The following is a 25,392-nucleotide window of genomic DNA, read 5'->3' on the forward strand; positions in this document are numbered from 1 at the left end:
TTCCCGCCAGCCGCCCCGGCGTTGTTTCAGATTGGTCGGCGACGGGCGTATCGAACCACCGTCACGCCCGGCTTGGCCTGGCGCGTGGAGGGCATCACGAGCACGCAGTCGTCATAGGGCGTGACCACGGGCTTGCCCTCGTTCCAGCCGATCACGGTGCCCGCGCGCTCGATCACTTCCAGGCCGGTGAAGGGCTGCGCGAAGCGGAAGTCTTCGCCGCGCGCCACCACCGGGCCGGTCACGTCCAGCGCCCACTGGCGGGGCGCGTCGGGCTGCAGCCAGCCGGGCAGTTGCTGCGCGATGGCGTCGTCGCCGAGCGTGCCGGCCGCCCGCAGGAAGCGCGCGCACTGGTCCTGCGCCACGGTACGGCTGGCCGGATCGCCGTGGAAACCGCATTCGACCAGCAGCGCCAGCGCATCGCTCTGCGCGTCGGCATCGGGCGCGCCGAAGCGGCCGAAGTCGCGCATGCGCACGCCGTCATTGTGGCCCGCGTCGATGACCACGTGCTCCGGGCTGCGCATCGCCTGCGCCAGCACCAGGTTGCGCGGCTGGATGCCGGTGAGCGTCAGCGGCGCCGACGGCTCGTGCATCGAATGCAGGTCGAGCAGCCAGTCGGCCTGCGTCACATACGGCTGCAGCGCGGCGGCGCGGCGCCGCTCCCGCGTGCCACCGGCCTCGATGCGATCGGGCAGCCATTGGCGGTTGAGGTCTTCGTCGACGAAGCGCGAGGCGTCGTGATCGGCCGCATCGAAGGTGTCGAAGGCTTCCAGGTTGCAGAACGCCAGCGTGAGCTTGCCGCGCTGCGGGCGCACGCCGGCTTCGAGCAGGCCTTTGAGCGCCCAGGCGCCGCACACCTCGTTGCCGTGCACGAGCGCGCTGATCATCACGTGGCGGCCGGGCGCATCGGCCTCGAAATGCCAGACGCCTTCGACGCCGGTGTTGCCGGCGCGCCAGGCGGAAAGGTCGGGGGCGGGGAGTTCAAACAGCGTGGACAAGCTCATTCCTTGATGTTGGCGAATTTGACGATGGTCTTGTACTTGGCGGTCTCGGTGACCAGGAACTTGTCGAGATCCACGTTCGACGTCGGCACGACCGAGCTGGTGGCCTCCATCTTCTTGCGGAATTCAGGCGACTGCAGCGTTTCGCTCAGCGCGGTCTTCAGCTTGGCGAGCACCGGCTCCGGCAGCTTCGCCGGCCCCATCAGCGCGAACCAGACGCCGATGTCCAGGCTCTTGAGGCTCGGGCTTTCGCTGAGCGCCGGCAGGTCGGGCGTGATGGCCGAGCGCTTGGCTTCGGTGGTGCCCAGCGCCACCATCTTGCCGCTGCGGATGTAGGGCAGCGCACTGGAAAGAACGAACACGCCGAAGTCGATATTGCCGCCCAGCAGGTCGTTGGTGAGCGGTGCCACGCCGCGGTAGGGCACATGCGTCATGAAAACGCCGCCCTGCTGCTTGAGCATTTCGCCGGCCAGATGCAGCGAGGTGCCGACGCCCGAGCTGCCGTAGCTGTACTTGCCGGGGTTCTTCTTCAGAAGCGCGAGGAATTCGCCGGTGTTCTTCACACCGACGCTTGGCACCGCCACCAGCACCAGCGGTTGGGAAGCGATCAGCCCGATGGGCGTGAAGTCTTTCGGCTCGTATTTCACATTGCTGTTGACCAGCCTGTTGATGGCGATTTCGTTGCTGGCTCCGGCGAGCAGTGTGTAGCCGTCGGGCGCCGCATTGGCGACCTTCTGCGCGCCGATGGCGCCGCCCGCACCGCCCACGTTGTCGATGATCACCGGCACGCCCAGGCGATGCGACAGCTCGACGCCGAGCGCGCGCCCGGTCAGGTCGGTCGAGCCGCCCGGCGGGTAGGGCACGACCAGCGTGATGGGCTTGTTCGGGTAGGCCTGCGCGTTGGCCGGGCCGGCTGCAGCCCAGGCAAGGGCGCAGAGCGTCACGGCGAGACCGAAAGAGAAAGTACGGGAAAGACGCATCGTTGCCTCGGGGTTGTAGTAATTCCGAGGATTCTGCGGAGCGGTTCCCTCTTGCGCGGTGCCGTGCTGGCACGAAGTCGTGCCGATTGGGTTGGGGCTGGAGGTCGCGCAGAAGCCGCATGGCCATGGAACGCGCGGGTGCAAATCGTCGAGCAGCACGGCCCGAGGGCCAAGACGGGGCGCCCGCCCTTCGCCATCACCCCGTTCCTCAGCCGTGATTGCACCTCGCGTTCTGCAGGCCAACCTTGGCGGTTCTTGGCCGAAATGCTTCGGTGCGGTGCCTGTCACCCTTATTTCATAGCCATATCAAGCTGAATTCCATGAGGCATATTAATGTTAGTGAATAACATCAAATGAATTGAAATTTAAGCAAATGTTTATTTTTTGCCTGACTATTCTTTTGGAAGTGAACTATTTCATCAGAATTTGCAAATAAGTACGCACCACCTTGGAGGTGGCCGATGCAAGAATGCTGCGCCTGCATTTTTTCGTGCATTGGCAAACTAAATACAGAGAGAAATTAAATGGTAGCGCAGTGGAGTTTTTATTCGATCTTGCTTGCGGCAATGCTGACCGCTTGTGGCGGCGGCGGCGGCGGTGGATTCCCATCAATATTCGCCATCCCTTCCTCGCCAGAGATCGCCGCGGCACAAACGCCCAATTCGCCTTCAAATCCGATGCAAGAAGGTGTCTCAAATTCCGCATCGAACTTGAACCCAGATACGACGGCTGGGTCCAATTCGGATTCGGAAGCCAGACCAATGGCGATCACGCCCTTTTCATATAAATTTGGCGCTGTAAATACTTTCGGCGTAAATGATATTCTTGCCGAGCTGAACAGCCCTGAGATGGTGGGGTTTCTTCCTTTTGAGCTTTATTCGGATGGAGGTGCAACGTCAGGAAAGAAAAGGCGAATGTATGAAAAAAGGGCCGGCTCTACCGCATTTGATCATCGGTTTTTACCGAGGGGTGAAACCGATGTTTTGTTCGAGATGCGAAAACAAGGGGCGGAGGGTTACTCGACCACCTGGGTCCTGGAAGCCGCCAACTCAATACCGGGAACGAATTCGCAGGCGCTGTATAGCAAAGTCGTTGGTCAAAATACAAAGTACGAATATGAGGAGGTTGACGTGTCTAATTGGGCCAGGCGGGGCTTCCTTGAATCGCTCAATGAGTTCGGCCAGAAAGGATATTGCCAAGCAGCGCTCACTCGAAATGAGGGTCGCACTGTTGTTCTGGAAAGGGAAGTGCCCGGTGCGTCTCGGTGTTCGTTCACATTGAAGCCCGGGAGCCGAGAAATGGACGATCGGGCATACATAGCACTCCTGGCTGAAGAGGGAAAGACGGGCGGAAAATTGGCGATGCAGGTGGGTGCGGGTAGTGAGAGTAGGCTTCTCTTTGTAAGGGACGAGTCCCAACAAGCGACTTTTCGTTATGACGTTGAAGACGTAACATCAATGCTTTTGCCTGAATCCACTGCGACATTGAACGATTGGGCGGAATTTTTCAATCGTAAAGGAGCTTCAGGTGCATTGCCCTATATTTCATTTACCGAAAGCGGGCGGACCTACCGGGTTTTTGTAACCGCTTTCGATTGCAGTGGGGCGCTGTGCAAATTGTGGGAAGTCAAACGGGAATAAATGTGAGAGAGATGTTTTTTTAATTCCAGGGCGGCCGCGTTTGCAATAGATCGCCGGAAGAAAAGAAAATCAAAGAGCCGAGCGCTGCACCTCGCTCGGCCTTCTGAGCATGGCAGGCACTTGGAGGATTTGGGTGTCCTTCTCGTTCAGTGCATTTTTCGGGTCGGGTCTCTGGGGAGCCGAAAAAGCAGTGCCAGGCCCAGATTGGCTTGCGGCCATCTTCAGCGCGGTGTCATTGCCCGCCATACATCCTCGGCCAGCGGGCTCAAGCGGCGCTTCGGCCGATACAGCCGGACCTCGAAGCGCACCTCCATGCGCCGCCCGCCCACTTGCACCAGCCGGCCCGACTTGCAATCGCCCTGCACCATCGACCAAGGCAGCCACGCCACGCCCAGTCCCCTGAGCACGTATTCATAGAGCGCATCGGCCGAATCGCATTCGATCCGCCGCTTCAGGCCCGGCGCCAGCGGGTTGTTGGCGAGCAGGTCTTCCACCATGCGACCCATGGCCAGCGTGCGGACGTACGACAGAAAAGGCACTTCGCCGCCACCGTCGAAGCCGTGCACCGCACGGCCCTGCGCGTCGGCGCGCGACACCGGCACGAGCTTGTCCGATGCCACCGTCACATGGGCGAACTGCCGCCCGTCGAGCCGGAAGGTGAGAGCGGCGTGATGAAAGATCAGCGAGAAGTCGACCTCGTTGTGTTCCAGCATCCGCACCGTTTCAGCCAGCGCGCCCGTCAGCACGCGCACCTCGCCCTGGCCCAGCACGGGCTGCAGCCGCACCAGCCAGTCGGCCATCACCGTGCGCGCCAGCGTGCGGCCCGTGACCACCGTGACCGTGCGGGCCTGGCGGCCGGCCACGTTGTGCACCTCCTCCCGCGAGCCTTCGACGCTGCGCACCATCTGGCTGGCGTTGTCCAGGAAGCTTTCGCCCGCAGCCGTCAAAACGACCGGCGAGCTGCTGCGCACGATCAGCGTCGTGCCGGCCCACGACTCCAGCGCGCGGATGCGCCGCCCGAAGGCCGGATGCGTGACGTGCCGAAGCTCAGCCGCGCGCGTGAAGCTGCGCGTCTGCGCCAGCGCGATGAAGTCTTCCATCCACTTGAATTGCATGGTGTGTGTGGCGCGGCTCGTGGGTTGCGTGAGCTAGTTCAGGCCCGCCACCGGGTAGCGCCGCCACTCGGGTTCTGCATGGCGCTGGCCGTGCACAAGGATGTAGCCCAGAACCGCTTGCGGATCGGAGAGCTTGTCGGGGTTGTCCTGCTTCCATTGCTCGAAGCCGGCTTTCAGCAGCGGCTCGTCTTCCAGCATCTGGTGGGCCGTGTCCTCGAAGACGTAATCCGAAAAGCCTTGCTTTCTCTCCAGCACGCTGTTGAAGAAACCCCAGCGAAAGAAGCTGTCGTGGGCTTCGGGCTCCAGCGTCTCGACGACATAGCGGGCCTTGGCCTGGTCCAGGGAAACACGCACGTCACCGGCGCGGGCGTGAACAGTCTCGGTCCGGGTCGAGAGCACCACTTCGTCGTGGAACATGTGCCCTTCGTACGGACCCGCGCGGGAGACCACGCTCTGGATGCCGTAGACCCTGGCGGAATGGAAAACCTGGTCTTCCTTCAGCCGCTCCAGCGTCAAGCCGTTCCATTGCAGGCGCTCGATCACTTCGCGCCAGGCCTGGGGAATGAGATAGGCCTTGGGCGCAGTGGCCGAAGCGTCTTCCAGGTAACGGTCGAAGTAGGGAATGTCTTTTTCCCAGGGCTGGCTGCGGTCATAGGACAGGCGCTGGTAGGTGCCGAGGCTGCTGGGCGTGCGCACCGCCCGATACCCCTTGAAGCGCAGGCCGGCCGGCCGGCTGCGGTCGGATCGCCACAGCAGGGGCCAGTGCACTTGCCGTGCCGCACCGGCCTTGGCCTCGCGCCGCAGCTCTTGAATCTGCGCCGCATGCGCCAGGGTGAAATCCAGCACCACCTCGACCAGCGTGCGCATCGCCGCCACGCGATCGGCGTAGGGCTTGAGCATGTGGGTCTCGGGCATGAAGCCGATGGTGTGGTGCAGCGCCGCATAGCCGGTGGAAAAGCGCGGCAGGTCGAGGAAGTCGGCGATGCCGTCGTCCGGCGTCTCGGCCACGCAGTTCACATAAGGGCTGGTGGGCCATCCGCGCTGGTCCATGCCGCTGTAGATCGCCGGCAGCATGCGCTCGCGCAGAAACTGGCCGAGCCCCGCGCCCAGCTTGTCGGGCTGGGTCGGAATCAGCGTCATCGTGCAGGCGTAGTCGGCGCCATTGGAGGTATGCGTGTCGACCATCACGTCCGGGTCCCACGCGGTGAAGAACTGGTTGAACACCTGCGCGGCGAGGCTGTCGCACTTGATGAAGTCGCGATTCAGGTCCAGGTGCCGTCCGTTGCCGCGAAAGCCGAAGGACTCCGGCCCCTGCTGGTTCGCGCGGGAGGTGCTCTGGCGGTTGAGGCAGCCGTCCACGTTGTAGACCGGAATGAACAGGAAGACGGTGTTGCCCAATGCCGCAAGCCGGTCCGGCCGCGTGCAGAAATCGCGCACCAGCGCCATGCAGGCGTCGATCCCCTCGGGCTCGCCGGGGTGGATGCCGTTGTTGTTGAAGAAGACCGGCCGGCGCTGGCGCTGCAGCGCCTCGCGATCGAATTCCCCATCGGCCGTCACCACGCCGGCATGCATCGGGATGCCGTTGTCCGACACGCCGATCTGTGCCCAACGCAGCACTGTCGGAAAGTGCTCGGCCAGTCGTTCGTAGAAGGCGACGCACTCGGCCCAGGTGGTGGTCTGGTTGCGGTTGCCGATCTCGTACGGCGTGAGGTAGGCGATGTCTTGCTTGGCGGTCATGGGTCAACGCTCCGTTTTGATTACTGACGTTCCAGCGGAAGTTCGTAGCGCGCAAAGGACGTGGTCCCTTTGCGGATCTCGCTGTGCAGCGAAAAACCGAAGCGCTCGTAGAGCGAGCGCAAGGGCGCGCGGTCCGCCACGCAGTCGAGCCGTAGATGCTTGAGGCCTAGGTCGAGAGCACGTTCACGCGCGAAATCCAGCAGCGCGACCGACACGCCGTGCCCCGCCCAGCGCCGGCCCACCGCCAGCTTGTGGACAAAGGCCGAACTGCCGCTCTCGATCTCGGGCCAGAAGTGCGGATCTTCCAGGTCGAAGCGCATCACGCCCGCCGCCTCGCCGTTTTCCCGGGCGATGAAGTAGCGCCCGGCGTCGGTGTCGCGCTGCACGCGCTCGAGCCCGGTGTCGGCGGCCGACCACAGCGGCCGGCCTTCGTTGGCCAGCCACTGGGCGGCTTCGGTCAGGACGGCCGCAACGGTGGGTGCTTCAGTGGGGTGGGCTTGTTCGATCTGCATGGGGCGCAAGCATAAGCATGCGCCGTGCATCGATTGGACCTAAGCGTGGCGGACCACCTGAAACCTTTCGTCTTCCGATGGCGCCGCGAAGTGGCTCGTGATCAGGTCGAACTGCGCATCGCTCGTCTCGAAGGGATGCTCTCCGCTCGCGTTGCGCGCGCGCAGGCGCTGCTTGCAGACCTCGTCGGGCACATCCAGAAAGTGAAGCTGGTGCGCTGCGCCGGCCGCCTCGAAGATGCCGCGTGCCCAGGCCCTGTTGCTCACCGTGTTGGCCGGAAAGTCGAGCACCACCGAAACTCCGGCGGCCAGCAGCGCGGAAACATGGCCCGCCATCGCCTGCTTCAATCGCCCCGAGGCACGCACATAGTCGGGCAGTTCGCGGATCTCGCCCGGATACAGCGCATCGAGCCAGGTGTCTTCGCTGATGAGCACCGTGGCGGGCTCCAGCGCAAGGCGCCGGGTGAGCGTCGATTTGCCGGCGCCGATCTTGCCGCAGACCATGTGAAGCGTGGCGGGCGTCGATGGGGTCAATTTCATTTCTTCTCCTGTGACTTTGGAACAAAACCCCAGGAGACAAAAAACCCGCCTCATGGGGCGGGTCGTATGGCGTGAACTTCTTCTTCGGATCGCGCGCTAACCCACCATCTTTGCGATGGTGCGAATAATCGACGCGATCTGAAAACAGGCCATGGCCGGAGCATAGCCCAGCCCGAAGCCTTCAGTCATGCAGCGACGACAGGAACTGCTTCAGCTCCGCCGTCTGCGGATTGCCGAACAGCTCCGCCGGCGGCCCCATCTCGTGCACGCGGCCCTGGTGCATGAAGATCACGCGGTCGCTGACCTTGCGCGCAAAGCTCATCTCGTGCGTGACCATCAGCAGCGTCATGCCCTCGTCGGCCAGCGACTCCACCACGCGCAGCACTTCGCCCACCAGCTCGGGGTCGAGCGCCGAGGTGATCTCGTCGCACAGCAGCACCGCGGGTTCCATCGCCAGCGCGCGCGCAATGGCCACGCGCTGCTGCTGGCCGCCCGACAGTTGCTCGGGCATGGCATCGAATTTTTCCGCGAGCCCGACGCGTTCGAGCAGCTTGCGCGCCTGCGAGGCGGCTTCCATCGACGAGCGTTTCTTCACCAGCGTGGGCGCGAGCATTACGTTCTTGCCGACCGTGAGGTGCGGAAAAAGATTGAAGCTCTGGAAGATCATGCCCACGCGCTGGCGCAGCTCGCGCATGGCCATGGCGCTTTCGTGCAGCAGCGGCTTGCTGTCGACGGTGAGCGAGCCTTCCTGGAACACCTCCAGCCCGTTGATGCAGCGCAGCAGCGTGCTCTTGCCCGAGCCGCTCTTGCCGATGATGGCGATGACCTCGCCGCGCTTCACATCGAGGTCGATGCCCTTGAGCACTTCGTTGGTGCCGTAGGACTTGCGCAGCGCGGTGATGCGCACGATGGGCGCGGCGAAGGTGGCGGGTTCCGGTTGTTTTTCAAGCACGGCGGCCATGGGTCTTCCTCTCGAGGTTCTTGGCGTACAGGCTCACGGGAAAGCACAGCACGAAGTAAAGCAGGGCCACGTAGCTGAACACCACGAAGGGCTTGAAGGTGGCGTTCGAAATCATGCTGCCCGCCTTGGTGAGTTCGACAAAGCCGATCACCGAAGCCAGCGCCGTGCCCTTGATGACCTGCACCAGAAAGCCGACCGTGGGCGCGATCGCGATCTTCACGGCCTGCGGCAGGATCACATGGCGCATCTGCTCGCCGAAGCTCAGGGCCAGGCTGCCCGAGGCTTCCCACTGGCCTTTCGGAATTGATGCGACGCAGCCGCGCCAGATTTCGGTGAGAAAGGCGCTGGTGTAGAGCGTGAGCGCCACGCTGGCGGCCGTCCATGCCGACACGTCGATGCCGAACAGCGCAATGCCGAAGTAGGCAAGAAAGAGCTGCATCAGCAGCGGCGTGCCCTGGAAGAGCTGCACGTACAGGCCCACGGCCTTGTCCGCGACCTTGCCGCCGCGCATGCGCAAGAACAGCAGCAGCGCCCCCACGATGCCACCGCCGATGAAGGCGATCAGCGAGAGCACGACGGTCCAGCGCAGCGCCATCAGCAGGTTGCGCAGGATGTCCCAGAGAGAAAAATCGGTCATGACGACGGGTTCCTGCGTTCAGCGGCCGAAGAAGAACTTCGGCCCCGCCCAGTCGAGCAGCCGCCGCAGCGCCACCGACAGCGCCAGGTAGATCAGCGTGGCGATGATGAAAGCCTCGAAGGCGCGGAAGTTGCGGCTCTGGATCAGGTTGGCCGCGTAGCTCAGTTCCTCGGTCGAGATCTGGCCGCACACCGCCGAGCCCAGCATCACGATGATGATCTGGCTCACCATCGCGGGCCACACCTTCTTCAGTGCGGGCGGCAGCACCACGCGCAGGAACACTTGCGCCTTGCTGAGCGCCAGGCTCACGGCCGCTTCGATCTGCCCCTTGGGCGTGGCCTCGATGCCGGCGCGGATGATCTCGGTGGAATAGGCGCCCAGGTTCATCACCATCGCGATCACCGACGCCACTTCGGGCGAGAGCTTCACGCCCGCGGCCGGCAGCCCGAAGAAGATGAAGAACAACTGCACGATGAAGGGCGTGTTGCGGATCAGCTCCACATACGTGCCCACGATGAGCCGCAGCCAGCGCGGGCCGCCCGAGCGGGCCCAGGCGCAGAAGGTGCCCACGATCATGCCCAGCACCGTTCCCACGGCGGTGAGGCCGATGGTCCACGCCACGCCGCGCAGCAGCAGCGGCCATTCGGCGAGCACCGCGCCAAAGTCAAACTCGATGTTCATGGCCGCGTGATTCGATCAGACCGGCAGGTCGCTGGCGGCCTTGCCGAGCCACTTCTTCGACAGGGCGTCCAGCGTGCCGTCCTTCTTGGCGGCGGCGATGATTTCGTTGACCTTGGCCTTCAACGCGGTCTCGCCCTTGGCGACGCCGACGAAGCAGGGGCTGTCCTTGAGCAGCAGCTTGAACTCGGCGCTCACCTTCGGGTTCTTGGCGAGCATGTCGCCGGCCACCGCCGCGCTGGTCGCGATGGTTTGCGTCTGGCCGGCCACGAAGGCCGCGATGGTCGCGTTGTTGTCCTCGAAGCGGCGGTAGTCGACGTTCGGCGGCGCCACCTTGTTCAGCTCCTGGTCTTCCATCGCGCCGCGCGTCACGGCGACGGTCTTGCCGGCCATCTCGGAGAAGTTGGTGAGCTTCATGCTCTTGGCGGCGTACACGGCCTGGAAGAAGGGCGCGTAGGCGGAAGAGAAGTCGATCACCTTCTCGCGCTCGGGGTTCTTGCCGAGCGTGGAGATCACCAGGTCGGCCTTGCGCGTCTGCAGGTAGGGAATGCGGTTGGCGGTGGTCACGGGCACCAGTTCGACCTTCACGCCGAGCTTGGCGGCGATGAGTTCGGCCATCTCGACGTCGAGGCCCTGCGGCTTCATGTTCTTGTCGACCGAGCCGTAGGGCGGGTAGTCGGTGGGCACGGCGATCTTGATGGTCTTGGCCTTGAGCACGTTGTCCAGGGCGTTCTGGGCCTGGGCGGCGCCGGTGGCGGCCAGCATGGCGACGGACACCAGTGCGAGCGAGAGATGGCGTTTGGACGAAGAGAAGTTCATAGCAGGGCTCCTAGGTAAGTCGATGAATCTGTGGTGTCGTCGGGGGAGGGCGCGGCGGCTTTGTTGCGGCGCTTGGGTTTCGCGGTAGCCGTGTTCTGCAGCGGCGCCAGCGCATCGCGCAGTTGCGCGAGCGGATCGCTGGGCGCCTGCACCCGCAGCGCCGACTGCACCGTGCCGATGTGCTCGGCCATCAGCGCCTCGGCGTCGGCGTGGTCGCCGCGCTCCAGCGCCGCGACGATCCGCACGTGGTCTTCGCACGACTGCACCGCGTCGTGCGTGGACTGGTAGAGCATGGCGATCAGCGTGGTGCGTGCCGTGAAGTCGCGCAGCGTGTCGGCCAGCAGCGTGTTGCCCAGGCATTCGGCCAGGCAGACGTGGAAATCGCCCAGCAGAAAGCTGCGGTTGCCGACGTCGCTCTCTTTCAGTGCGGCCTTTTCACGCTGCAGGTGCGCCTTCAGTTGGCGCAGCGCGGCCTTGTCGATGCGGCCGGTGCTGCGGATCAGGCCCAGCTCGATCACGCGGCGCGCCTCGAAGGCTTCGCGCGCCTCGTCCTGCGAAGGCTCGATGACGAACCAGCCGCGCCGCGCGCTCACCGTGACGATGCCGCGCGCCGCCAGCCGGGTGAGGGCTTCGCGCACGATGGTGCGGCTGCAGTCGAACAGCATGGCCAACTGCTGTTCGCCCAGGCGCGAACCGGGTGCGAGCTTCTGCGCCATCACCGCCTCGACGATGCGCGCACTGATTTCGGATGCGGATATGGACATTCGCCTGCATACCAGCAGCTTCTGTGCCAACTGGTATGCAAGGCGTGTGCACCAAAAAGAAGCCGGCTGCCCTTTTTGCAAGGGGAGCCGGCTTCGGGGTGGGCGGTGCCGTGAGGCCCAGGCGCCTAGAACTTCGTGGGGAAGTCGCCGTCCTGGAATCCAGGGACCACGCGCTTGAGTTCTTCGACGCGCTCCGCCGAGCAGAACGCGGGGTTGGCCTTGGTCTGCATCGCATGGAAGTCGATGCCGATCATTTCGTGCGTCATCTTGTCCTGCTGGTATTTGGCGATCAGCGCCGCCACGACCTTGGGCTGGTCGAAGGGCACGCCGCAGGTCTTGGCCGCGCCGAGCCGCGACCATGCGTACTGCAGGTTCGGGTCCCAGCCGATGGCATCGACGCCGGTGAAGCCCTTGTCGTAGTGGTACTCGTAGACGTTCGGCTTGATGTCATAGGCGGTCATGCCGCCCTTGCCGCGGTAGCTGCCGTAGTCCGCCGCGAGCGATGCCTGGCTGGCAACGGCCGCGAGCAGCACAAGGGCGATGTGTCGTGCGTTCTTCATCCTGAAATTCTTTCTGTGTGTCGGGTCGGCCGGCTCATTTGCCGGCGAATGCTTCGGCGTCGTAGCTGTAGCGGGACAGCAGTTCCTTGAAGGGCGGCTTGCGCAGCGAATCGATCTGCTGCTCGCGGTCGCCCGGCTTCCTGTTCTCGCCGAAGAGTTCGCGGCTGCGGTTCAGGTCTTTTTCGGCCCGCTCGCGGTTGCCCATGGCGTCGTAGGCGAGCGCGCGCTGCATGTAGGCCCACGCATAGCCCGGCTGGTAGGTCAGGCCTTCCGTCAGGGTCTCGACGGCTTCGGGCCATTGCTTGAGATTGTTCAGGGTCCAGCCGAGGTGGTAGTAGATCGGCATGCCTTCGGATGTGCCGCGGCCGGTCATGCCGATGCGGTCGGCCTGCATCTTGCGAAGCGTGTCCAGCGCCTTTTCGGGCTGCCCCGAGTCGCGGTACAGGCTCGCGATGCCGATGAAGTCCCAGGCCGTCTTGGGCGGCGCCAGGCGCTGCGCCTGTTCGAGGTCGGCAATGGCTGCGTCGTACTGCCCGAGTTGCTTGTACGCGTGGCTGCGCATCTTCAGCGCGAGGCTCTTCATCAGGTCCGTCTGCGGGCCTTCGTCAGCGCAGCGGGTCCAGAGCGCGATCGCGCGCTCGGGGTCGGCGTAGGCGTCCTTGTCGGCGCTCAGGGGCAGCGCCACGGCGATGCGGCATGCCGCAAGGCCGGTGGCGGGGCGGGTTGCGCACCCGGTGGCGGCCAGCCCCAGGGCGGCGATGAGGATGAGTTTCTTCATGGTGGCCCTGCTCATGGGTGAAGCGACGCCGGCAGGTCGGGGCGCACACGGTCCAGCAGCGGTGGCGTGACGGAGCCCTGCAGGGTGCAATACAGCTTGGTGCGGCCGGTTTTTTCGTCGGTCTCGAGGGTCAATGCCCGCTCGACCGTGCCCCGGGCGGTCACCGTGCCGTTCTCGCCGCCACGGCGCCATTCGTCGAGCGGGTCGCCGATGCGCCGGCTTTCGGAGCGGGCCCAGTCCGAGCCCTGGATCTTCAGCACGCGCTGTGCCGGTGGCAGCAGGCGGTTGATCGCGGTGGCGGTTGCGTCGACGTTGCCTTCGACGTTGAAGCCCCACCAGATGAAGGCTCCCGCCGTGGCGTCGTAGCTCACCTCGTTGTGCCAGCCGGTCAGGCGCAGGCCCGCGACATCGATGGGCTTGGCGAAGGCCTGGTCGTGTCCTTTGTCGGACAAGGGGTCGGCCACCTTGGGGGCAGCAGCGGCGCCGTTCATGGCGACTTCGACGCCCGGGCCGAGCAGCCGTGGTGTCTTGCCCAGAAGCTTGAAGAAAGACGAATCGCATTGCGCGAAAGCGATGAGCGCCGCCTTGGCGTCTTCCGTGTCGGGCGCGAGATTTGCGGTGCTGGTGCCGGCCGCAATGGCCGATATGGATGCTGCACAGATGCAGCTCAGAAAGGCCGACCGGCGCCAGAGGCCGGCATGAGTTCGATGTTTGCGCATGGCGCGGTTTCCCCCGTGTTGTTTGCGTTCACCTTGGCACGCCGGGCGATGCGATTCGCCCGGCGCAACCAAGTGCAGGGAAATGTAAACGGCGTTACGGCGAGTTCTGAGGGCTCGCGGCCGAATCGTTCAGCGCAACTGCGACGAAGTTCGCGTCGACTCCCGATTCGCCGCTCAGCCGCCCCGGGCAGCGGCGGCCGTCACTGGGAGTCACGCCGTGGCGAGCCGCTCCTTTGCCAGCTTCGTGCCTTCCGCCAGCGCTTTCAGCTTGCGCCACGCCACGTCCCGTGCCATCGGCGCCAGGCCGCAATTCGTGCACGGGAACAGCCGCTCCTTCGGCACGAACTCCAGTGCCCGGCCTATGGTGTCAGCCACTTCTTCGGGCGTTTCGATCACGTCGCTGGCCACATCGATCACGCCGACCATCACGTCCTTGCCGACCAGCAGCTTCATCAGGTCGGGTGGCACATGGGAGTGGATGCATTCCAGGCTCACCTGGTCGATGCGGCTCCTGGCAAGCGCGGGGAACACCGTCTCGTACTGGCGCCATTCGTCGCCCAGGGTGCTCTTCCAGTCGGTATTGGCCTTGATGCCGTAGCCGTAGCAGATGTGCACCGCCGTCGTGCAAGTCAGGCCCTGCGCCGCGCGCTCGAGCGCCTGCACACCCCAGTCGGCGGCATCCTTCATGTAGACATTGAAGGCGGGCTCGTCGAACTGGATGATGTCCACGCCGTCGGCCTGAAGCGCCAGGGCCTCCTGGTTGAGCAACTCGGCGAAGGCGAAGGCCATCTTGATCTTGTCGCCATAGAAGCGGTCCGCCACGGTGTCGACGATGGTCATGGGGCCGGGCAGGGTGAACTTCAGCTTCTTCTTCGTGTGCGCGCGCGCCAGCTGTGCTTCGAAGGCATGCACGCGGCCCTTCAGGCGCAGGGCCGACACCACCTGCGGCACCATCGCGTCGTAGCGGTTGTCGCGGATGCCCATCTTCACCTTGTGCTCGAAGTCGATGCCCTCGACCTGCTCGAGGAAGCCGTGCACGAAGTGCTGGCGTGACTGTTCACCGTCGCACACGATGTCCAGGCCTGCGTCTTCCTGGGCCTTGATCCACAGCAAGGTTGCGTCGGCCTTGGCCTGGCGAAGCGCATCGCCTTCGGCCATCCACTGAGGCCAGAGCTTGTTGGTTTCAGCCAGCCAGGCTGGTTTCGGCAGGCTGCCGGCGATCGAGGTTTCAAACATCAGAGGATTCCTTCAAAGCAAAGATGGGTGTGGCGTGCGTACTGCGGGGGCGATTTGCCCGGGCAGCCACTGGATGACGTGTTGTTGTTTGGGGGGGAGAGTCAGATGGCGCAATCGGCAACCCATTGTTCAAGGACGTTCCTGTAAGGCTTGATGAAATGTTCCTCCGCGAATTTCCCCTGCTTGACGGCGAGCTGGCTGCGCTCTTCCCGGTCATACACGATCTGCGTCAGCGAGTAATCCTGGTTCTTCAGGTTCGGTTGATAGAGTTTTCCGGCCGCTGAGTTGGCGTTGTAGATTTCAGGCCGGTAGATCTTCTGAAAGGTTTCCATCGTGCTGATGGTGCCGATCAACTCGAGGTCGGTGTAGTCGCCCAGCAGGTCGCCGTGAAAGTAGAACGCCAATGGCGCAACGCCATTCGCAGGCATGAAGAATCGAACCTGCATCCCCATTTTTGCGAAGTACTGGTCGGTCGAGGACAACTCGTTCTGCTGGTACTCGACACCCAATACAGGGTGCTGGTTGCCGGTCCGCCGATAGGTCTTGCTGGTCGAGGCGCTGATGCAGATGACAGGCGGCTTGCCGAAACGCTCTTTGTAGATGCTCGAGTTGGCAAACTGCTGGAACAGCTTTCCATGCAGGTCGCCAAAATCGGCCGGGGTGCTGAATTCCGCTCGATGGGCGTTGTATTCCGGAAGCAGCACGCTGAAGTCGTAGTCGCGCACGTAGGAGGAGAAATTGTTCCCCGCGATGCCATCGATGCGCTTGTTCGATTTCTTGTCGAGGATGCAGGTCTTCAGTATCTCGATCAGCGGAAATACGGCATTGCTGCTCTTGTCATCGATGCTCATCTCGACGGAGATGATTTCGAGTTCGACGGCGTAGCGATCTCCCGTCGGGTTGTCCCAGTGCGCCAGGTCATTGAAGCGGTTGTCGATCATCTTCAATGTGTTGCGCAGGTTCTGTTGCCGACTCTTTCCCCGGGCCAGGTTGGCAAAGTTGGTGGTGATGCGCGTGCTGTCCGATGGCTGGTAGTTTTCATCGAAAAGAATGCTCTTGAGGTTGAAGCTGAGTTCTTTGTTCATTGCGATCCCGTGACCTGATTTTTGAGAGAAAAGACGTTTCTTGTTTCAGGCCGCGACCACTGCTTCGGCCAGAGAGGGCCTAGCGTGGCGTGTCAATTCGACCAGCGGCAGTGCCCGTTGGACCGCCAGCCTGGCGCGCTCTATGAGGGCCTTGTCGTGCAGGCGGTAGTCGACGAAATCCGTGTCGGTCGCGTAGACACCCAGCGGCAATGTGCGCGCCTGGAAGAAGCTGAACAGCGGCCGCAACTGGTGGTCGATCACCAGGGCATGGCGCTCGCTGCCACCGGTGGCAGCCAACAGCACAGGCTTGTCGATCAAGGCGTCCTGATGAATGAAGTCGAAGAAGTGCTTGAACAGTCCCGTGTAGGAGCCACGGTAGACCGGTGTTGCCACCACCAGGACGTCGGCCTGCTCGACCGCCGCAAGTTCCCGCTCCACCGCGTCGGGCAGTTGGGAGCGCCAGACTGCGCCGGCAAGTTGCGGTGCGAGTTGGCCCAGTTCGACCAGGCGTTGTTCGCACGGAAATTCGTCGGCGATCAGGTCCAGCAGATGCTCTGCCAGGGCCGCAGCCTTGGAGGGGCGTTGAAGTCCGCCGGAAACCGCTACTACACGGAGTGGACGTGTCATTTTTGCTTTCATATGGATTGATCTGCGGGCGCCGGGAACCCTGCAGATGCTTGGCCACGAGCCGTATCTGCCGTCGGGCAGTCTCAATGGAAGCGGATGTTATTGACGGGGGTTGATGAAGTAAAATGGTTTTATTTCACGAATCCATGAATATGGCTCATTCGAATGCTTGAGCGCATCCACCTCAGCATCGTTCAGCAGGTCGAGAAGCAAGGGTCGTTGACGGCCGCCGCAGGCGTGCTGAACCTGACCCAGTCGGCCCTGAGCCACAGCATGAAGAAGCTGGAGCAGCAACTGGGCACGGACATCTGGTTGCGCGAGGGTCGAAGCCTGCGCCTGACGCAGGCAGGCCAGTACCTGCTGGCGGTGGCGAACCGGGTGCTGCCGCAACTGGACCTGGCCGAAGAGCGCCTGGGCCAGTTCGCGCAGGGCGAGCGCGGTGCGCTGCGCATCGGCATGGAGTGCCACCCTTGCTACCAGTGGCTGCTCAAGGTGGTGTCACCCTACCTGGCCGCATGGCCCGACGTGGATGTGGACGTGAAGCAGAAATTCCAGTTCGGCGGGATCGGCGCGCTCTTCGGCTACGAGATCGACCTGTTGGTCACGCCCGACCCGCTCTACAAGCCGGGCCTGAAGTTCGAGCCCGTGTTCGACTACGAGCAGGTGCTGGTCGTGGCCAAGGGCCATGCGCTGGCTTCGGTGGCCTACGTGAAGCCGCAGCAACTGACCCAGGAAGTGCTCATCAGCTACCCCGTGGACGTCGAGCGTCTGGACATCTACAACCAGTTCCTGTTGCCGGCCGGTGTCACGCCCAAGCGCCACAAGGCGATCGAAACCACCGACATCATGCTGCAGATGGTGGCCAGCGGCCGTGGTGTGGCCGCCCTGCCGCGCTGGCTGGTCGAGGAGTACGCGGCCAGGATGGACGTGGTGCCTGTGCGGCTGGGCCAACGCGGCATCGCCAAGCAGATCTTCCTGGGGGCACGCGAGACGGACACCGCCATCGACTACGTGCGGGCTTTCATCGAACTGGCCCGCCAGCCTGCCGCAGCCACTGCGCAAGGAGCCAACGGATGACAACCACCTTGCGGGCGCGCCGGTCCTGCGTCACGGCCGCTGGCCGAGCGCGCTGCGCGGCAGTGCCAGCAGCATGAGCAGCGCCGACAGCACCAGCGCGCCGCTCAGGATGTAGAGGCTCGCCGTGAACCCGCCCGTCGCGGTCTTCAGGGCGCCGACCATCATCGGCGCCACCAGCCCCGCGCTGCCGCCGATGGTGCTGATGAGCGCGATGCCCGCCGCCGCGGCGCGCCTGGACATGAAGCTGCCGGGAATCGCCCAGAGCACGGTGAACGCGCTCGAAATGCCCATCGCCGCCAGCGCCAGGCACAGTACGGCGGCGAAGGCGTTGTGCATGAACAGCGTGGTCAGTGCAAGGCCAGCCGCGCCCACGAGCGCACCCAGCGCGAAGTGCCAGCGCCGTTCCTTGCGCCGGTCGGAATGCCGCCCGACGACGATGTTGGCCGCGATGCCCGCGACCGCGGGAATGACCGAATAGAAGCCGATCTGCAGCACGCTCAGCCCCATCGACTTCAGGATCGTGGGCTGCCAGAAAGACAGCGCGTAGATGCCCAGGATGATCAGGAAAGACATGAAGCCGATGAGCCACACGCGCCGATCGCGCATCGCCGCCCCGAAGGTGTGGCGCTCGGCGGCGCCGTGCACGGCCTGGTCTTCGGCCAGCAGGTGCGCCACGCGCTGCTTCTCGGCCACCGAAAGCCACGGTGCCTGCGCCGGGTTGTTCGACAGGTAGCGAAAAGCTGCCATGCCCAGCAACACACTCGGCAGGCCTTCGAGCAGAAACAGCCACTGCCAGCCCCGCAGCGCCAGCACGCCGTCGAGGTAGGTCATGGTGAGTCCCGCGATCGGCCCCGCCACGATGGGCGCCGCGCCGAAGGCCATGAAGAACAGCGCGGTGGCCTGCGCCCGGCGGTGCGACGGGAACCAGAGCGTCAGGTAGAACAGCACGCCGGGCGCGAAGCCCGCCTCGAACACGCCGATCAGGAAGCGCAGCACATAGAACTGCGTGGGCGTGGTGGCGAACACCATCGCCGCCGAAGCCAGCCCCCACAGGCCCATGATGCGCAGCAAGGTGGCGCGCACGCCGATCTTCGCGAGCATCAGGTTGCTCGGAATCTCGAACACCGCATAACCGATGAAGAAGATGCCCGCGCCCAGTCCGAACACGGCGTCGCTGAAGCCCAGTTGGTCTTTCATCTGCAACTGCGCATAGCCGACGTTGGTGCGGTCCAGGTAGTTCAGCACGTAGCAGGCGCACAGCAGCGGCATCAGGCGCCAGGTGATCTTGCGGAAGAGGGCGGCGTCGTTGCGCGCGCTGGCATCGGCAGGCGCCGGTGTGCGCGCATCGGCGGCATCGAGGGTGGCGGTGTTCATCGTGTTTGTCTCTCTCTCTTTGTTTTTTCGCGGCGGTGCGTCAGGCGCGCACTGGTGTGCCGAAGCTCGTCTCGCCCCACAGATGGCTGGTAGGCGCGCCCGGAAACAGCCAGTGCGGCGAGCATTCGGCCGATGGCACAACGTTGCTGAAGCCGTGCAACGACGAGGTGCCGGCGAGCGTTTTCTCCAGCACCATCGACAGGTACTGGTCGTTGCTGCTTTCTTGCGTGTTGCCGTTGAGGATCACCTCCGCGCCCGTGGCCTGTGCATAGCGGCGGATGCCGTTGTGGCGCGACTGCAGCGGCGCCCAGCTGTCGGCGGCCACGCCGTTCTCGCTGCTCACGCGCAGGCCGTCGTCGGCGCGGTAGACCAGCGAATGGTTGCCTTCGGTATGGCCCGGCGTATGCACCAGCGCGAGGCCGTGGCCCAGCTGGATGCTGCCGTCGAAGGCGGCGATGCGCGCGGCCGGTATGTCGTCCAGCCCATGCGGGCAATACCACTCGGCCTGCACCGGCAGCAGGCCGTGCATGTTCGCGAGTTCCTGGTGATGCACGATGAGCTTGGCGTTCGGCAGCAGCCCCGGCGCATCCGCGCTGCCGAGCCAGCGGCGCACGTCCTGTGTGTGCAGATGGTCGTAAGTGATGTAGTCGATCTGCGCGGGCGACACGCCGCAGCCTTGCAGCGCCTGCAGCACGGTCTGGTAGACGGGCGCGATGGCCTTGTGCAGGAACTTCGGCGTCTGGTCGCTCAGGCGCTTGAAGTAGGGCGTTGCGTTGCCCGCTTCGAAATCGGCCGGCGTGAAGAGCAGCGTGCGCAGCCGGCCTTCGAAGTCGTCGTACTGGATCAGCGTGGTGCGCGCCAGCAGGTGGACCATGTGCGGCTTGAGCAGCTGCTGCGAGTACACGCCGGTGAAGGCGAACCACGCGGGATACGGAATGCGCAGCAGGTTGAAGCTGCGCGCAAAGCGAACCGGTGGGCCGGCGAGCAGTTGTTCGCGCAGTGCTTCGGCACCGTGGCGGATGGCGCGCAGGCGGTCTTGCGGCATGGCGGCGTTGCGCGCGCCGTCGAATTGCGTGAGTTGTGCGAAGCCGGTGGGGTCTGGGTCTCGGATCATGGGTGTCTCCTGGAGATGAAAACTTGTCTTCTGTTTGTCGCGTTTGCGTTTGATTCGGTGCGCTGTTGTTCAGGGCGACACTCACGCCGACACGGTGCTCTTTTTCGCGAATGTCCCCCGCTTCGCTCCTCCTTTATTTCGCGAAAAAGAGCCCCGTATCGGCGCGAGCGTTGGACAGAGCGGTTGTTGATCAGCGATTCACCAGCAGCGTGCCCGTGTGCGAATGACACCAGGTGCTCCCCGCAGCGAAATAAAGGAGGAGCGAAGCGGGGGACATTCGCGGAGGGGAGCACCTGGTGTCATTCGCACGCACCCCGAATGACCCCGCACCGATGCGCGACAAAAATTCAATACATCGAACGCCCGCCAGAAATATCGAACACCGCCCCGGTACTGAAAGAGCAGGCATCCGAAGCCAGCCAGGCAGCCATGGCAGCCACTTCATCGACCTCGACAAAGCGCCCCATCGGCACACGCGCAAGCAGGGCACTGCGCAGTTGCTCGCGGTGCTCCGCAGGAACCCCCGCGAACACGGCGGTGTCAGCCGCAGATGGCGTGATGCAGTTCACCAGCACGCCGGACGCGGCCAGCTCCTTGCCCAGCGACTTGGTCAGCGCGATCAGCCCCGCCTTGGAGGCCGAGTACGCCGCGTTGAAGCCGTTACCTTCCTTGCCCGCGACCGAGGCGATGTTGACGATGCGCCCGCGTTGCTGCTGCGCCAGCATCACCGGCACGATCGCGCGGCAACACAACCACGCACCGGTGAGGTTGATGTCGAGCACCTGGCGCCACTGCGCGGGCGTGTGCTCCCAGGCGGTCACCGTCGGCCCGAGCACGCCCGCGTTGTTGACGAGGATGTCGATGCGGCCGAAGTTCTCCTGCGCCTGCGAGGCTGCGCGGGCAATCTGGTCTTCGTCGCGCACATCGACCAGCGCCGATGTCGCCGTGCCGAGCGGTGCAAGCTGTTGCACCGCATCCGCCAGCGCTGCGGCCTCGACGTCCCACAGCGCGACGCTCGCGCCGGCCGCGAGATAGCGCCGCGCGATGGCCAGGCCGATGCCGCGCGCACCACCGGTCACGATCGCGTGGCGGCCTTCGAGCGGCCGGCCGTGTGCGGTCGTGGTCATGCCGCAGCGGTCTCCGGCTTGGGCGCCGCGGCTGGCTGGCCGAGCAGCCCGGCGATCAGCGGGCCCACCGCCTCCGCCGGCACGCCCACCAGCAGTTGCCGCAGCATCGTCAGTGTGTCGAAGTACACGCGCTCGCAGACCAGCCGGTCGCCCTCGAAGATGAAGAAGGCGTTCATCCGGCAGCGAAAGCTGTTGCCCGTCGGCGGCAGTCCCTTGAGCGGGCCACGGTGGGTGCCGAGCAGCCAGAACTCGACGATCACCGAATCATCGGCATGCCGCAACTGAATGATCTCGTGCCGCTGGTCGGGGAAGGCGCGGCGCGTGTCGGTGTAGTACTGGCGCACATCGGCGATGCCGTCGTGCACCTCGCCGCTCGGAATCAGCTCGTAGTGCGGATGCGGGAAGGTGCCGAGCACGGCGTCGAAATCCTGCCGGGTCTCGTCGGCGAAATGGTCGAGCACGAGGCGCTCGCGGCGGGCTTGAAGTTCGGTCTGTTCTTTCATCGGGGGGCTCCATGTGGCAGGGGAAACCGGGTCGCCGCGAAGGCGTCGACCCGGGTTGCCTGCGTACTATCGGCACCCCCTTGCAGCAAGACTGTCCGTTGTTGGCAATCGCCACCCCGGACAAACCCCCGATGCCACGCCCCAGGCTGCCCGACCGTGAGCAGGCAGCCCGTGCGGGCGATCAGCCGGCCAGCGTGGCCTTCAGCGTGATCTCGGGCACGCTCGCCAGCGCCTTCGACAGCGGGCAGCCGGCCTTGGCTGTTGCGGCGATCTGCTGGAACTTCGCCTCGTCGAGGTTCGGCACGCTGGCGTCAAGCTCCAGCGCGATGCGGTCGATCTTGAAGCCGTCGCCATCCTTGGCCAGCCGCACGGCGGCGCGGGTGTCGATCTTCGTGGCGGCCAGGCCTTCTCTTTCGAGCGCGAAGGCAAAGGCCATGGTGAAGCAGGCCGCATGGGCCGCGCCGACGATTTCCTCGGGGTTGGTGCCGCGCTTGTCGTCCTCGAAGCGGCTGGCGAAGCCGTAGGGGTAGTCCTTGAGGGCGCCGGTCTCGGTGCTGACCTGGCCCTTGCCGGTCTTGCCGGCGCCTTCCCAGTGAACGCTTGCGTGCTTTTCTGCGGCCATGGCAAATCCTTTTTGAAAAACCGCAGGTATCGCTCCGAAAGCCGCGCCTGTCTGTAGTCGCAAAGCGCATCGCGCATGGCGGTGGCGCCAGCGCCGCGCCGCTGGCTGATGTCAGCCGCCGTGCACGCCGGCAGTGCTGCGCTTCATCTGTCCCCGGACTTCGCCCGCCGGCCAGGCGCGCGTCGATACGCTGACGTACCACAGGCCGGCCATGAGGTCATCCATCTGGGCCTGCGTCAACGTGCTCGTGCCGGTCAGCTCGTAGCCGGCGTCGGGGCCCGTGTTGTGCTGCACGCCCTCGCTGTGCGGCGGAAGCTGGATCACCAGCGGGCCGTTGCTGCCCTTGGCGGCGGGGCCGTAAAAGCCCGCGAGCGTGGCCGGCCCGCTCAGGCGCGCGTAGTTCACGCGCCAGGTGAAGTGGCCGGTGGCCAGCGTCAGGGTGCCGAACATCGAACCGCCGGCGTTGCCGGCATGGGGCGGGACCACGTCCTCGGTCCCCAGCCAGCAGTCGGCCATGAACCACGTCGGCGGCTCCTTGGGCCCCGGGGCGGCCGGCGGCTCTTGAGGGCCGAAGCGCGAGACCAGCGCGCAGCCCGACGCGGCCAGCGCGCCGCCGAAGAGGATGAATCGTCGTCGGAATGCTTTTCGTACAGGCTCGAACATGACAAACAGGATCAGGCTGTGGGCGCGCGGCCCGGGGTCAGCACCATAGCCGATGCCCGGGCGTACGAAAAAAGGGCGTCGCCAAGGTGACGCCCCGGGGGCTTCCCCGATGGGAGCGGGGGCCGTAGCGGCTTAGGCTGGTGCGCCGCCAATTTTTTTCTCTCCCTCTCTTTTCTCTCGCCTGTTCTCACCATGCAACAACGCCCGCACTACAAGTTCTGGCCCAAACGCCTGCCGCATTCGATCACCGTGCCCGCCACCTCGTTGTGGCACAACCTGGCCACCTCGGCCGCGCGCTACCCGGACAAGGCCGCGCTGGTGTTCTTCGGCCGCGTGGTCAGCTACCGCGATTTCGAAGCCCAGGCCGAGCGCCTGGCGGGCACGCTGCAGGCGCTGGGCGTGAAGCGCGGCGACCGCGTGATCCTGAACATGCAGAACTGCCCGCAACTGGTGATCGCGCATTTCGCGATCCTGCGCGCCAATGCGGTGGTGGTGCCGGTCAACCCGATGAACCGGGCCGAAGAGCTCAAGCACTACATCACCGACCCCGACGCCCGGGTGGCCCTGACCACCGGCGACCTGGCCGGCGAACTCGCCAAGGCCAGCGACGCCTTGCCGGCCAGCCAGCAGCTCACGCACATGATCGTGACCCAGTTCACCGATGCGTTTGATGCCGATGTGACCGGCGACGACGCACCGGCACCGGCATGGAACGACTGGCTCACCAAGCGCCATCCGCTGCCGACCCTGGCCGACGGTCAGGTGATCGACTGGACCGATGCGCTGGCCGCCGGCCATGCGCCGCCCGAGCACGTGGTGGGCGCCAACGACATGGCGCTGCTGCCCTACACCAGCGGCACCACCGGCCTGCCCAAGGGCTGCGTGCACCACCATTCGAGCCTGATGCACAACGCCGTGGCCGGCCAGCTCTGGGGCCAGGCGACGTCGGAGGCGGTGGTGCTGGCCGTGGTGCCCATGTTCCACATCACGGGCGTGGTGAGCATGATGCACACCTCGATCCTTGCAGCGGCCACGCTGGTCATCATGCCGCGCTGGGACCGCGACGTGGCGGGCCGGCTGATCTCGCGCTGGCGGGTCACGAGCTGGACCAACATCCCGACCATGGTGATCGACCTCATGGCCAGCCCCAACTTCGCGAACTACGACCTGTCGAGCATGACCCACATCGGCGGCGGCGGCGCGGCCATGCCGCAGGCCGTGGCGCAGCGCCTGCTGGAGCAGTACGGCCTGAAGTACCAGGAGGGCTACGGCCTCACCGAGACCGCCGCGCCTTCGCATACCAACCCCTCGGAAAATCCCAAGCAGCAGTGCCTGGGCATTCCGTTCATGAGCACCGATGCGCGCGTGGTCGACCCCGACACCTTGAAGGAATTGCCCATCGGCGAATCGGGCGAAATCATCATCCACGGGCCCGAGGTGTTCCAGGGCTACTGGAAGCGCCCCGATGCGACCGCCGCCGCCTTCGTCGAGTTCGAGGGCAAGCGCTTCTTCCGCTCGGGCGACATGGGCCGCATGGACGAGGACGGCTACTTCTTCATCACCGACCGCCTCAAGCGGATGATCAACGCGAGCGGCTTCAAGGTGTGGCCGGCCGAGGTCGAGCTGCTGATGTTCCGCCACCCCGCGATCCAGGAGGCCTGCGTCATCTCGACCAAGGACGACTACCGGGGCGAATCGGTCAAGGCCGTGGTGGTGCTGCGCGCCACGCACAAGGACACGACCGAGCAGCAGATCATTGACTGGTGCCGCGAGAACATGGCGGTCTACAAGATCCCGCGCAAGGTGCAGTTTGTCGATGCGCTGCCAAAGAGCGGCAGCGGCAAGGTGATGTGGCGGCTGCTGCAGGAAGACGAGAACGGGGCGAAGAACTAAGCAAGGCTGCGGCCCGCCGACGCGGGCATTGCCGGTGAGCCGAAGAACTCACCCCTTCCTGGCGCGTTCCGCGCGTGGCTTCGCGTCGGACTTTGACTTCTTGGCCTTGGCGCCACCCGGCTTCTTCGGTGCCTGTTTGGCTTCTTGGGAGGTGGCCGCAGGAGGAGCCGTGGTCGGCCCTGCTTGTTGAGCGAACGCGCCGGCGGCGATGAGGCCGACGATTGGAACTGCGAGCAGTTCGGCAACGCGATCGTGGGGTTCTGGAATGTGTGCCCGGCGTCGGCTATCTCGAACGGCGCCGCTCATGGCGCCGGCTCGTGAGATGGAGCACGTCACGGGCATTGATTGCAAGACAACTTGAGCCGCCCCACGCGCTGGGGCGCCCATCCGCCGACTTTCTCGCGCCCGAATCCGCACGCTGAAGATAATGCGGCTCTTCCCCTGTGGAGGCGCTGCGCAACGCGCATCCCTGTGCGCCGCCGGAAACACTTGGAATGATTCGCTGGGGATGGAAAACTAAATGCACTTTCCGATGGCATTTGCATTTGCTCGTTAACGTACAGCGCACATTGGCGGCATTCTTTTTGCTTAGTGTTTTGCAGTTATAAATGCCCGGATGAGGCAGTGTGGAGGAAG

27 protein-coding genes are annotated in these 25,392 nt (G+C 64.6%); 3 read left to right on the plus strand and 24 right to left on the minus strand.

The window, feature by feature from the left end:
• Nucleotides 1–26 precede the first annotated feature (26 nt).
• Both ACSFB7_RS34360 and ACSFB7_RS34365 read right to left on the minus strand, forming a co-directional pair.
• A complete protein-coding gene (locus tag ACSFB7_RS34360) occupies nucleotides 27–1,001 on the minus strand; it encodes a M14 family metallopeptidase (RefSeq protein ID WP_435476815.1) in 975 nt (324 codons plus the stop codon).
• Complete coding sequence (locus ACSFB7_RS34365; protein WP_435476816.1) at nucleotides 998–1,978, minus strand: Bug family tripartite tricarboxylate transporter substrate binding protein; 981 nt, start codon at nucleotides 1,976–1,978, stop codon at nucleotides 998–1,000. The genes ACSFB7_RS34360 and ACSFB7_RS34365 overlap by 4 nt, the downstream gene beginning before the upstream one ends.
• A gap of 524 nt (nucleotides 1,979–2,502) precedes the next feature.
• Here ACSFB7_RS34365 and ACSFB7_RS34370 point away from each other — a divergent pair.
• Nucleotides 2,503–3,618: a hypothetical protein gene (locus ACSFB7_RS34370; RefSeq protein WP_435476817.1), complete on the plus strand. Its 1,116-nt coding sequence runs from the start codon at nucleotides 2,503–2,505 to the stop codon at nucleotides 3,616–3,618.
• 221 nt (nucleotides 3,619–3,839) lie between these two features.
• Here ACSFB7_RS34370 and ACSFB7_RS34375 read toward each other — a convergent pair whose 3' ends face one another.
• The 15 genes from ACSFB7_RS34375 to msuE form a co-directional block, all read right to left on the minus strand.
• Complete coding sequence (locus ACSFB7_RS34375) at nucleotides 3,840–4,733, minus strand: LysR family transcriptional regulator (protein ID WP_435476818.1); 894 nt, start codon at nucleotides 4,731–4,733, stop codon at nucleotides 3,840–3,842.
• Between the two features lie 33 nt (nucleotides 4,734–4,766).
• Nucleotides 4,767–6,470, minus strand: coding sequence for a M14 family zinc carboxypeptidase (locus ACSFB7_RS34380; RefSeq protein ID WP_435476819.1), 1,704 nt, complete (start codon nucleotides 6,468–6,470; stop codon nucleotides 4,767–4,769).
• A 20-nt stretch (nucleotides 6,471–6,490) separates the two neighbouring features.
• Nucleotides 6,491–6,982 (minus strand): GNAT family N-acetyltransferase, encoded by a 492-nt coding sequence (locus ACSFB7_RS34385; RefSeq protein ID WP_435476820.1) that lies wholly within the window; start codon nucleotides 6,980–6,982, stop codon nucleotides 6,491–6,493.
• A 39-nt stretch (nucleotides 6,983–7,021) separates the two neighbouring features.
• Entirely contained in the window at nucleotides 7,022–7,519 is a 498-nt protein-coding gene (locus ACSFB7_RS34390) for a P-loop nucleotide/nucleoside kinase family protein (RefSeq protein WP_435476821.1), read from the minus strand.
• Nucleotides 7,520–7,700: 181 nt separating this feature from the next.
• On the minus strand, nucleotides 7,701–8,480 hold the full coding sequence (locus ACSFB7_RS34395; RefSeq protein WP_435476822.1) for an amino acid ABC transporter ATP-binding protein: 780 nt from the start codon (nucleotides 8,478–8,480) through the stop codon (nucleotides 7,701–7,703).
• A complete protein-coding gene (locus ACSFB7_RS34400) occupies nucleotides 8,464–9,117 on the minus strand; it encodes an amino acid ABC transporter permease (RefSeq protein WP_435476823.1) in 654 nt (217 codons plus the stop codon). Before ACSFB7_RS34400 ends, ACSFB7_RS34395 begins: the two co-directional genes overlap by 17 nt.
• Nucleotides 9,118–9,135: 18 nt before the next feature.
• Complete coding sequence (locus tag ACSFB7_RS34405) at nucleotides 9,136–9,798, minus strand: amino acid ABC transporter permease (RefSeq protein ID WP_435476824.1); 663 nt, start codon at nucleotides 9,796–9,798, stop codon at nucleotides 9,136–9,138.
• Nucleotides 9,799–9,813: 15 nt separating this feature from the next.
• A complete protein-coding gene (locus ACSFB7_RS34410) occupies nucleotides 9,814–10,614 on the minus strand; it encodes a transporter substrate-binding domain-containing protein (protein WP_435476825.1) in 801 nt (266 codons plus the stop codon).
• Nucleotides 10,611–11,378, minus strand: a complete 768-nt coding sequence (locus tag ACSFB7_RS34415; protein WP_435476826.1) for a GntR family transcriptional regulator — start codon at nucleotides 11,376–11,378, stop codon at nucleotides 10,611–10,613. Before ACSFB7_RS34415 ends, ACSFB7_RS34410 begins: the two co-directional genes overlap by 4 nt.
• 125 nt (nucleotides 11,379–11,503) lie before the next feature.
• Entirely contained in the window at nucleotides 11,504–11,938 is a 435-nt protein-coding gene (locus ACSFB7_RS34420) for a hypothetical protein (RefSeq protein ID WP_435476827.1), read from the minus strand.
• Nucleotides 11,939–11,972: 34 nt separating this feature from the next.
• Nucleotides 11,973–12,716 (minus strand): tetratricopeptide repeat protein, encoded by a 744-nt coding sequence (locus ACSFB7_RS34425; RefSeq protein WP_435476828.1) that lies wholly within the window; start codon nucleotides 12,714–12,716, stop codon nucleotides 11,973–11,975.
• Between the two features lie 11 nt (nucleotides 12,717–12,727).
• Nucleotides 12,728–13,435 (minus strand): hypothetical protein, encoded by a 708-nt coding sequence (locus tag ACSFB7_RS34430; protein WP_435476829.1) that lies wholly within the window; start codon nucleotides 13,433–13,435, stop codon nucleotides 12,728–12,730.
• A 210-nt stretch (nucleotides 13,436–13,645) separates the two neighbouring features.
• The gene (locus ACSFB7_RS34435) at nucleotides 13,646–14,671 is read right to left on the minus strand and encodes a methionine synthase (RefSeq protein ID WP_435476830.1); all 1,026 of its coding nucleotides are present in this window, start codon (nucleotides 14,669–14,671) and stop codon (nucleotides 13,646–13,648) included.
• A gap of 101 nt (nucleotides 14,672–14,772) precedes the next feature.
• Complete coding sequence (locus tag ACSFB7_RS34440) at nucleotides 14,773–15,756, minus strand: DUF1852 domain-containing protein (RefSeq protein WP_435476831.1); 984 nt, start codon at nucleotides 15,754–15,756, stop codon at nucleotides 14,773–14,775.
• A gap of 45 nt (nucleotides 15,757–15,801) precedes the next feature.
• Nucleotides 15,802–16,383, minus strand: coding sequence for an FMN reductase (msuE, locus tag ACSFB7_RS34445; protein ID WP_435476832.1), 582 nt, complete (start codon nucleotides 16,381–16,383; stop codon nucleotides 15,802–15,804).
• A gap of 165 nt (nucleotides 16,384–16,548) precedes the next feature.
• Here msuE and ACSFB7_RS34450 point away from each other — a divergent pair, with 165 nt between their 5' ends.
• Nucleotides 16,549–17,460 (plus strand): LysR family transcriptional regulator, encoded by a 912-nt coding sequence (locus tag ACSFB7_RS34450; protein WP_435476833.1) that lies wholly within the window; start codon nucleotides 16,549–16,551, stop codon nucleotides 17,458–17,460.
• 30 nt (nucleotides 17,461–17,490) lie between these two features.
• Here ACSFB7_RS34450 and ACSFB7_RS34455 read toward each other — a convergent pair whose 3' ends face one another.
• The 6 genes from ACSFB7_RS34455 to ACSFB7_RS34480 form a co-directional block, all read right to left on the minus strand.
• On the minus strand, nucleotides 17,491–18,834 hold the full coding sequence (locus tag ACSFB7_RS34455) for an MFS transporter (protein WP_435476834.1): 1,344 nt from the start codon (nucleotides 18,832–18,834) through the stop codon (nucleotides 17,491–17,493).
• A 40-nt stretch (nucleotides 18,835–18,874) separates the two neighbouring features.
• On the minus strand, nucleotides 18,875–19,948 hold the full coding sequence (locus ACSFB7_RS34460) for an MBL fold metallo-hydrolase (RefSeq protein WP_435476835.1): 1,074 nt from the start codon (nucleotides 19,946–19,948) through the stop codon (nucleotides 18,875–18,877).
• Between the two features lie 347 nt (nucleotides 19,949–20,295).
• Nucleotides 20,296–21,075, minus strand: coding sequence for an SDR family NAD(P)-dependent oxidoreductase (locus ACSFB7_RS34465; protein ID WP_435476836.1), 780 nt, complete (start codon nucleotides 21,073–21,075; stop codon nucleotides 20,296–20,298).
• Entirely contained in the window at nucleotides 21,072–21,578 is a 507-nt protein-coding gene (locus ACSFB7_RS34470; protein WP_435476837.1) for an ester cyclase, read from the minus strand. Before ACSFB7_RS34470 ends, ACSFB7_RS34465 begins: the two co-directional genes overlap by 4 nt.
• Before the next feature lie 181 nt (nucleotides 21,579–21,759).
• Complete coding sequence (locus ACSFB7_RS34475; RefSeq protein WP_435476838.1) at nucleotides 21,760–22,200, minus strand: OsmC family protein; 441 nt, start codon at nucleotides 22,198–22,200, stop codon at nucleotides 21,760–21,762.
• A gap of 111 nt (nucleotides 22,201–22,311) precedes the next feature.
• Nucleotides 22,312–22,863, minus strand: a complete 552-nt coding sequence (locus tag ACSFB7_RS34480) for a CHRD domain-containing protein (RefSeq protein ID WP_435476839.1) — start codon at nucleotides 22,861–22,863, stop codon at nucleotides 22,312–22,314.
• A gap of 192 nt (nucleotides 22,864–23,055) precedes the next feature.
• Between ACSFB7_RS34480 and ACSFB7_RS34485 the strand changes: the two genes are divergently transcribed.
• The gene (locus tag ACSFB7_RS34485) at nucleotides 23,056–24,756 is read left to right on the plus strand and encodes a long-chain fatty acid--CoA ligase (protein WP_435476840.1); all 1,701 of its coding nucleotides are present in this window, start codon (nucleotides 23,056–23,058) and stop codon (nucleotides 24,754–24,756) included.
• 48 nt (nucleotides 24,757–24,804) lie between these two features.
• On the opposite strand, the gene ACSFB7_RS34490 is transcribed toward ACSFB7_RS34485, so the two are convergent.
• A complete protein-coding gene (locus ACSFB7_RS34490; RefSeq protein ID WP_435476841.1) occupies nucleotides 24,805–25,062 on the minus strand; it encodes a hypothetical protein in 258 nt (85 codons plus the stop codon).
• Between the last annotated feature and the right edge of the window lie 330 nt (nucleotides 25,063–25,392).

The organism is Variovorax raffinosi, assembly GCF_051216615.1.
GTDB lineage: Bacteria > Pseudomonadota > Gammaproteobacteria > Burkholderiales > Burkholderiaceae_C > Variovorax.

Bases quoted from the DNA above. Each gene is read 5' to 3' on its own strand.
- ACSFB7_RS34360 (WP_435476815.1), bottom strand. From the start codon at position 1,001: ATGAGCTTGTCCACGCTGTTTGAACTCCCCGCCCCCGACCTTTCCGCC.
- ACSFB7_RS34365 (WP_435476816.1), bottom strand. From the start codon at position 1,978: ATGCGTCTTTCCCGTACTTTCTCTTTCGGTCTCGCCGTGACGCTCTGC.
- ACSFB7_RS34370 (WP_435476817.1), top strand. From the start codon at position 2,503: ATGGTAGCGCAGTGGAGTTTTTATTCGATCTTGCTTGCGGCAATGCTG.
- ACSFB7_RS34375 (WP_435476818.1), bottom strand. From the start codon at position 4,733: ATGCAATTCAAGTGGATGGAAGACTTCATCGCGCTGGCGCAGACGCGC.
- ACSFB7_RS34380 (WP_435476819.1), bottom strand. From the start codon at position 6,470: ATGACCGCCAAGCAAGACATCGCCTACCTCACGCCGTACGAGATCGGC.
- ACSFB7_RS34385 (WP_435476820.1), bottom strand. From the start codon at position 6,982: ATGCAGATCGAACAAGCCCACCCCACTGAAGCACCCACCGTTGCGGCC.
- ACSFB7_RS34390 (WP_435476821.1), bottom strand. From the start codon at position 7,519: ATGAAATTGACCCCATCGACGCCCGCCACGCTTCACATGGTCTGCGGC.
- ACSFB7_RS34395 (WP_435476822.1), bottom strand. From the start codon at position 8,480: ATGGCCGCCGTGCTTGAAAAACAACCGGAACCCGCCACCTTCGCCGCG.
- ACSFB7_RS34400 (WP_435476823.1), bottom strand. From the start codon at position 9,117: ATGACCGATTTTTCTCTCTGGGACATCCTGCGCAACCTGCTGATGGCG.
- ACSFB7_RS34405 (WP_435476824.1), bottom strand. From the start codon at position 9,798: ATGAACATCGAGTTTGACTTTGGCGCGGTGCTCGCCGAATGGCCGCTG.
- ACSFB7_RS34410 (WP_435476825.1), bottom strand. From the start codon at position 10,614: ATGAACTTCTCTTCGTCCAAACGCCATCTCTCGCTCGCACTGGTGTCC.
- ACSFB7_RS34415 (WP_435476826.1), bottom strand. From the start codon at position 11,378: ATGTCCATATCCGCATCCGAAATCAGTGCGCGCATCGTCGAGGCGGTG.
- ACSFB7_RS34420 (WP_435476827.1), bottom strand. From the start codon at position 11,938: ATGAAGAACGCACGACACATCGCCCTTGTGCTGCTCGCGGCCGTTGCC.
- ACSFB7_RS34425 (WP_435476828.1), bottom strand. From the start codon at position 12,716: ATGAAGAAACTCATCCTCATCGCCGCCCTGGGGCTGGCCGCCACCGGG.
- ACSFB7_RS34430 (WP_435476829.1), bottom strand. From the start codon at position 13,435: ATGCGCAAACATCGAACTCATGCCGGCCTCTGGCGCCGGTCGGCCTTT.
- ACSFB7_RS34435 (WP_435476830.1), bottom strand. From the start codon at position 14,671: ATGTTTGAAACCTCGATCGCCGGCAGCCTGCCGAAACCAGCCTGGCTG.
- ACSFB7_RS34440 (WP_435476831.1), bottom strand. From the start codon at position 15,756: ATGAACAAAGAACTCAGCTTCAACCTCAAGAGCATTCTTTTCGATGAA.
- msuE (WP_435476832.1), bottom strand. From the start codon at position 16,383: ATGACACGTCCACTCCGTGTAGTAGCGGTTTCCGGCGGACTTCAACGC.
- ACSFB7_RS34450 (WP_435476833.1), top strand. From the start codon at position 16,549: ATGCTTGAGCGCATCCACCTCAGCATCGTTCAGCAGGTCGAGAAGCAA.
- ACSFB7_RS34455 (WP_435476834.1), bottom strand. From the start codon at position 18,834: ATGAACACCGCCACCCTCGATGCCGCCGATGCGCGCACACCGGCGCCT.
- ACSFB7_RS34460 (WP_435476835.1), bottom strand. From the start codon at position 19,948: ATGATCCGAGACCCAGACCCCACCGGCTTCGCACAACTCACGCAATTC.
- ACSFB7_RS34465 (WP_435476836.1), bottom strand. From the start codon at position 21,075: ATGACCACGACCGCACACGGCCGGCCGCTCGAAGGCCGCCACGCGATC.
- ACSFB7_RS34470 (WP_435476837.1), bottom strand. From the start codon at position 21,578: ATGAAAGAACAGACCGAACTTCAAGCCCGCCGCGAGCGCCTCGTGCTC.
- ACSFB7_RS34475 (WP_435476838.1), bottom strand. From the start codon at position 22,200: ATGGCCGCAGAAAAGCACGCAAGCGTTCACTGGGAAGGCGCCGGCAAG.
- ACSFB7_RS34480 (WP_435476839.1), bottom strand. From the start codon at position 22,863: ATGTTCGAGCCTGTACGAAAAGCATTCCGACGACGATTCATCCTCTTC.
- ACSFB7_RS34485 (WP_435476840.1), top strand. From the start codon at position 23,056: ATGCAACAACGCCCGCACTACAAGTTCTGGCCCAAACGCCTGCCGCAT.
- ACSFB7_RS34490 (WP_435476841.1), bottom strand. From the start codon at position 25,062: ATGAGCGGCGCCGTTCGAGATAGCCGACGCCGGGCACACATTCCAGAA.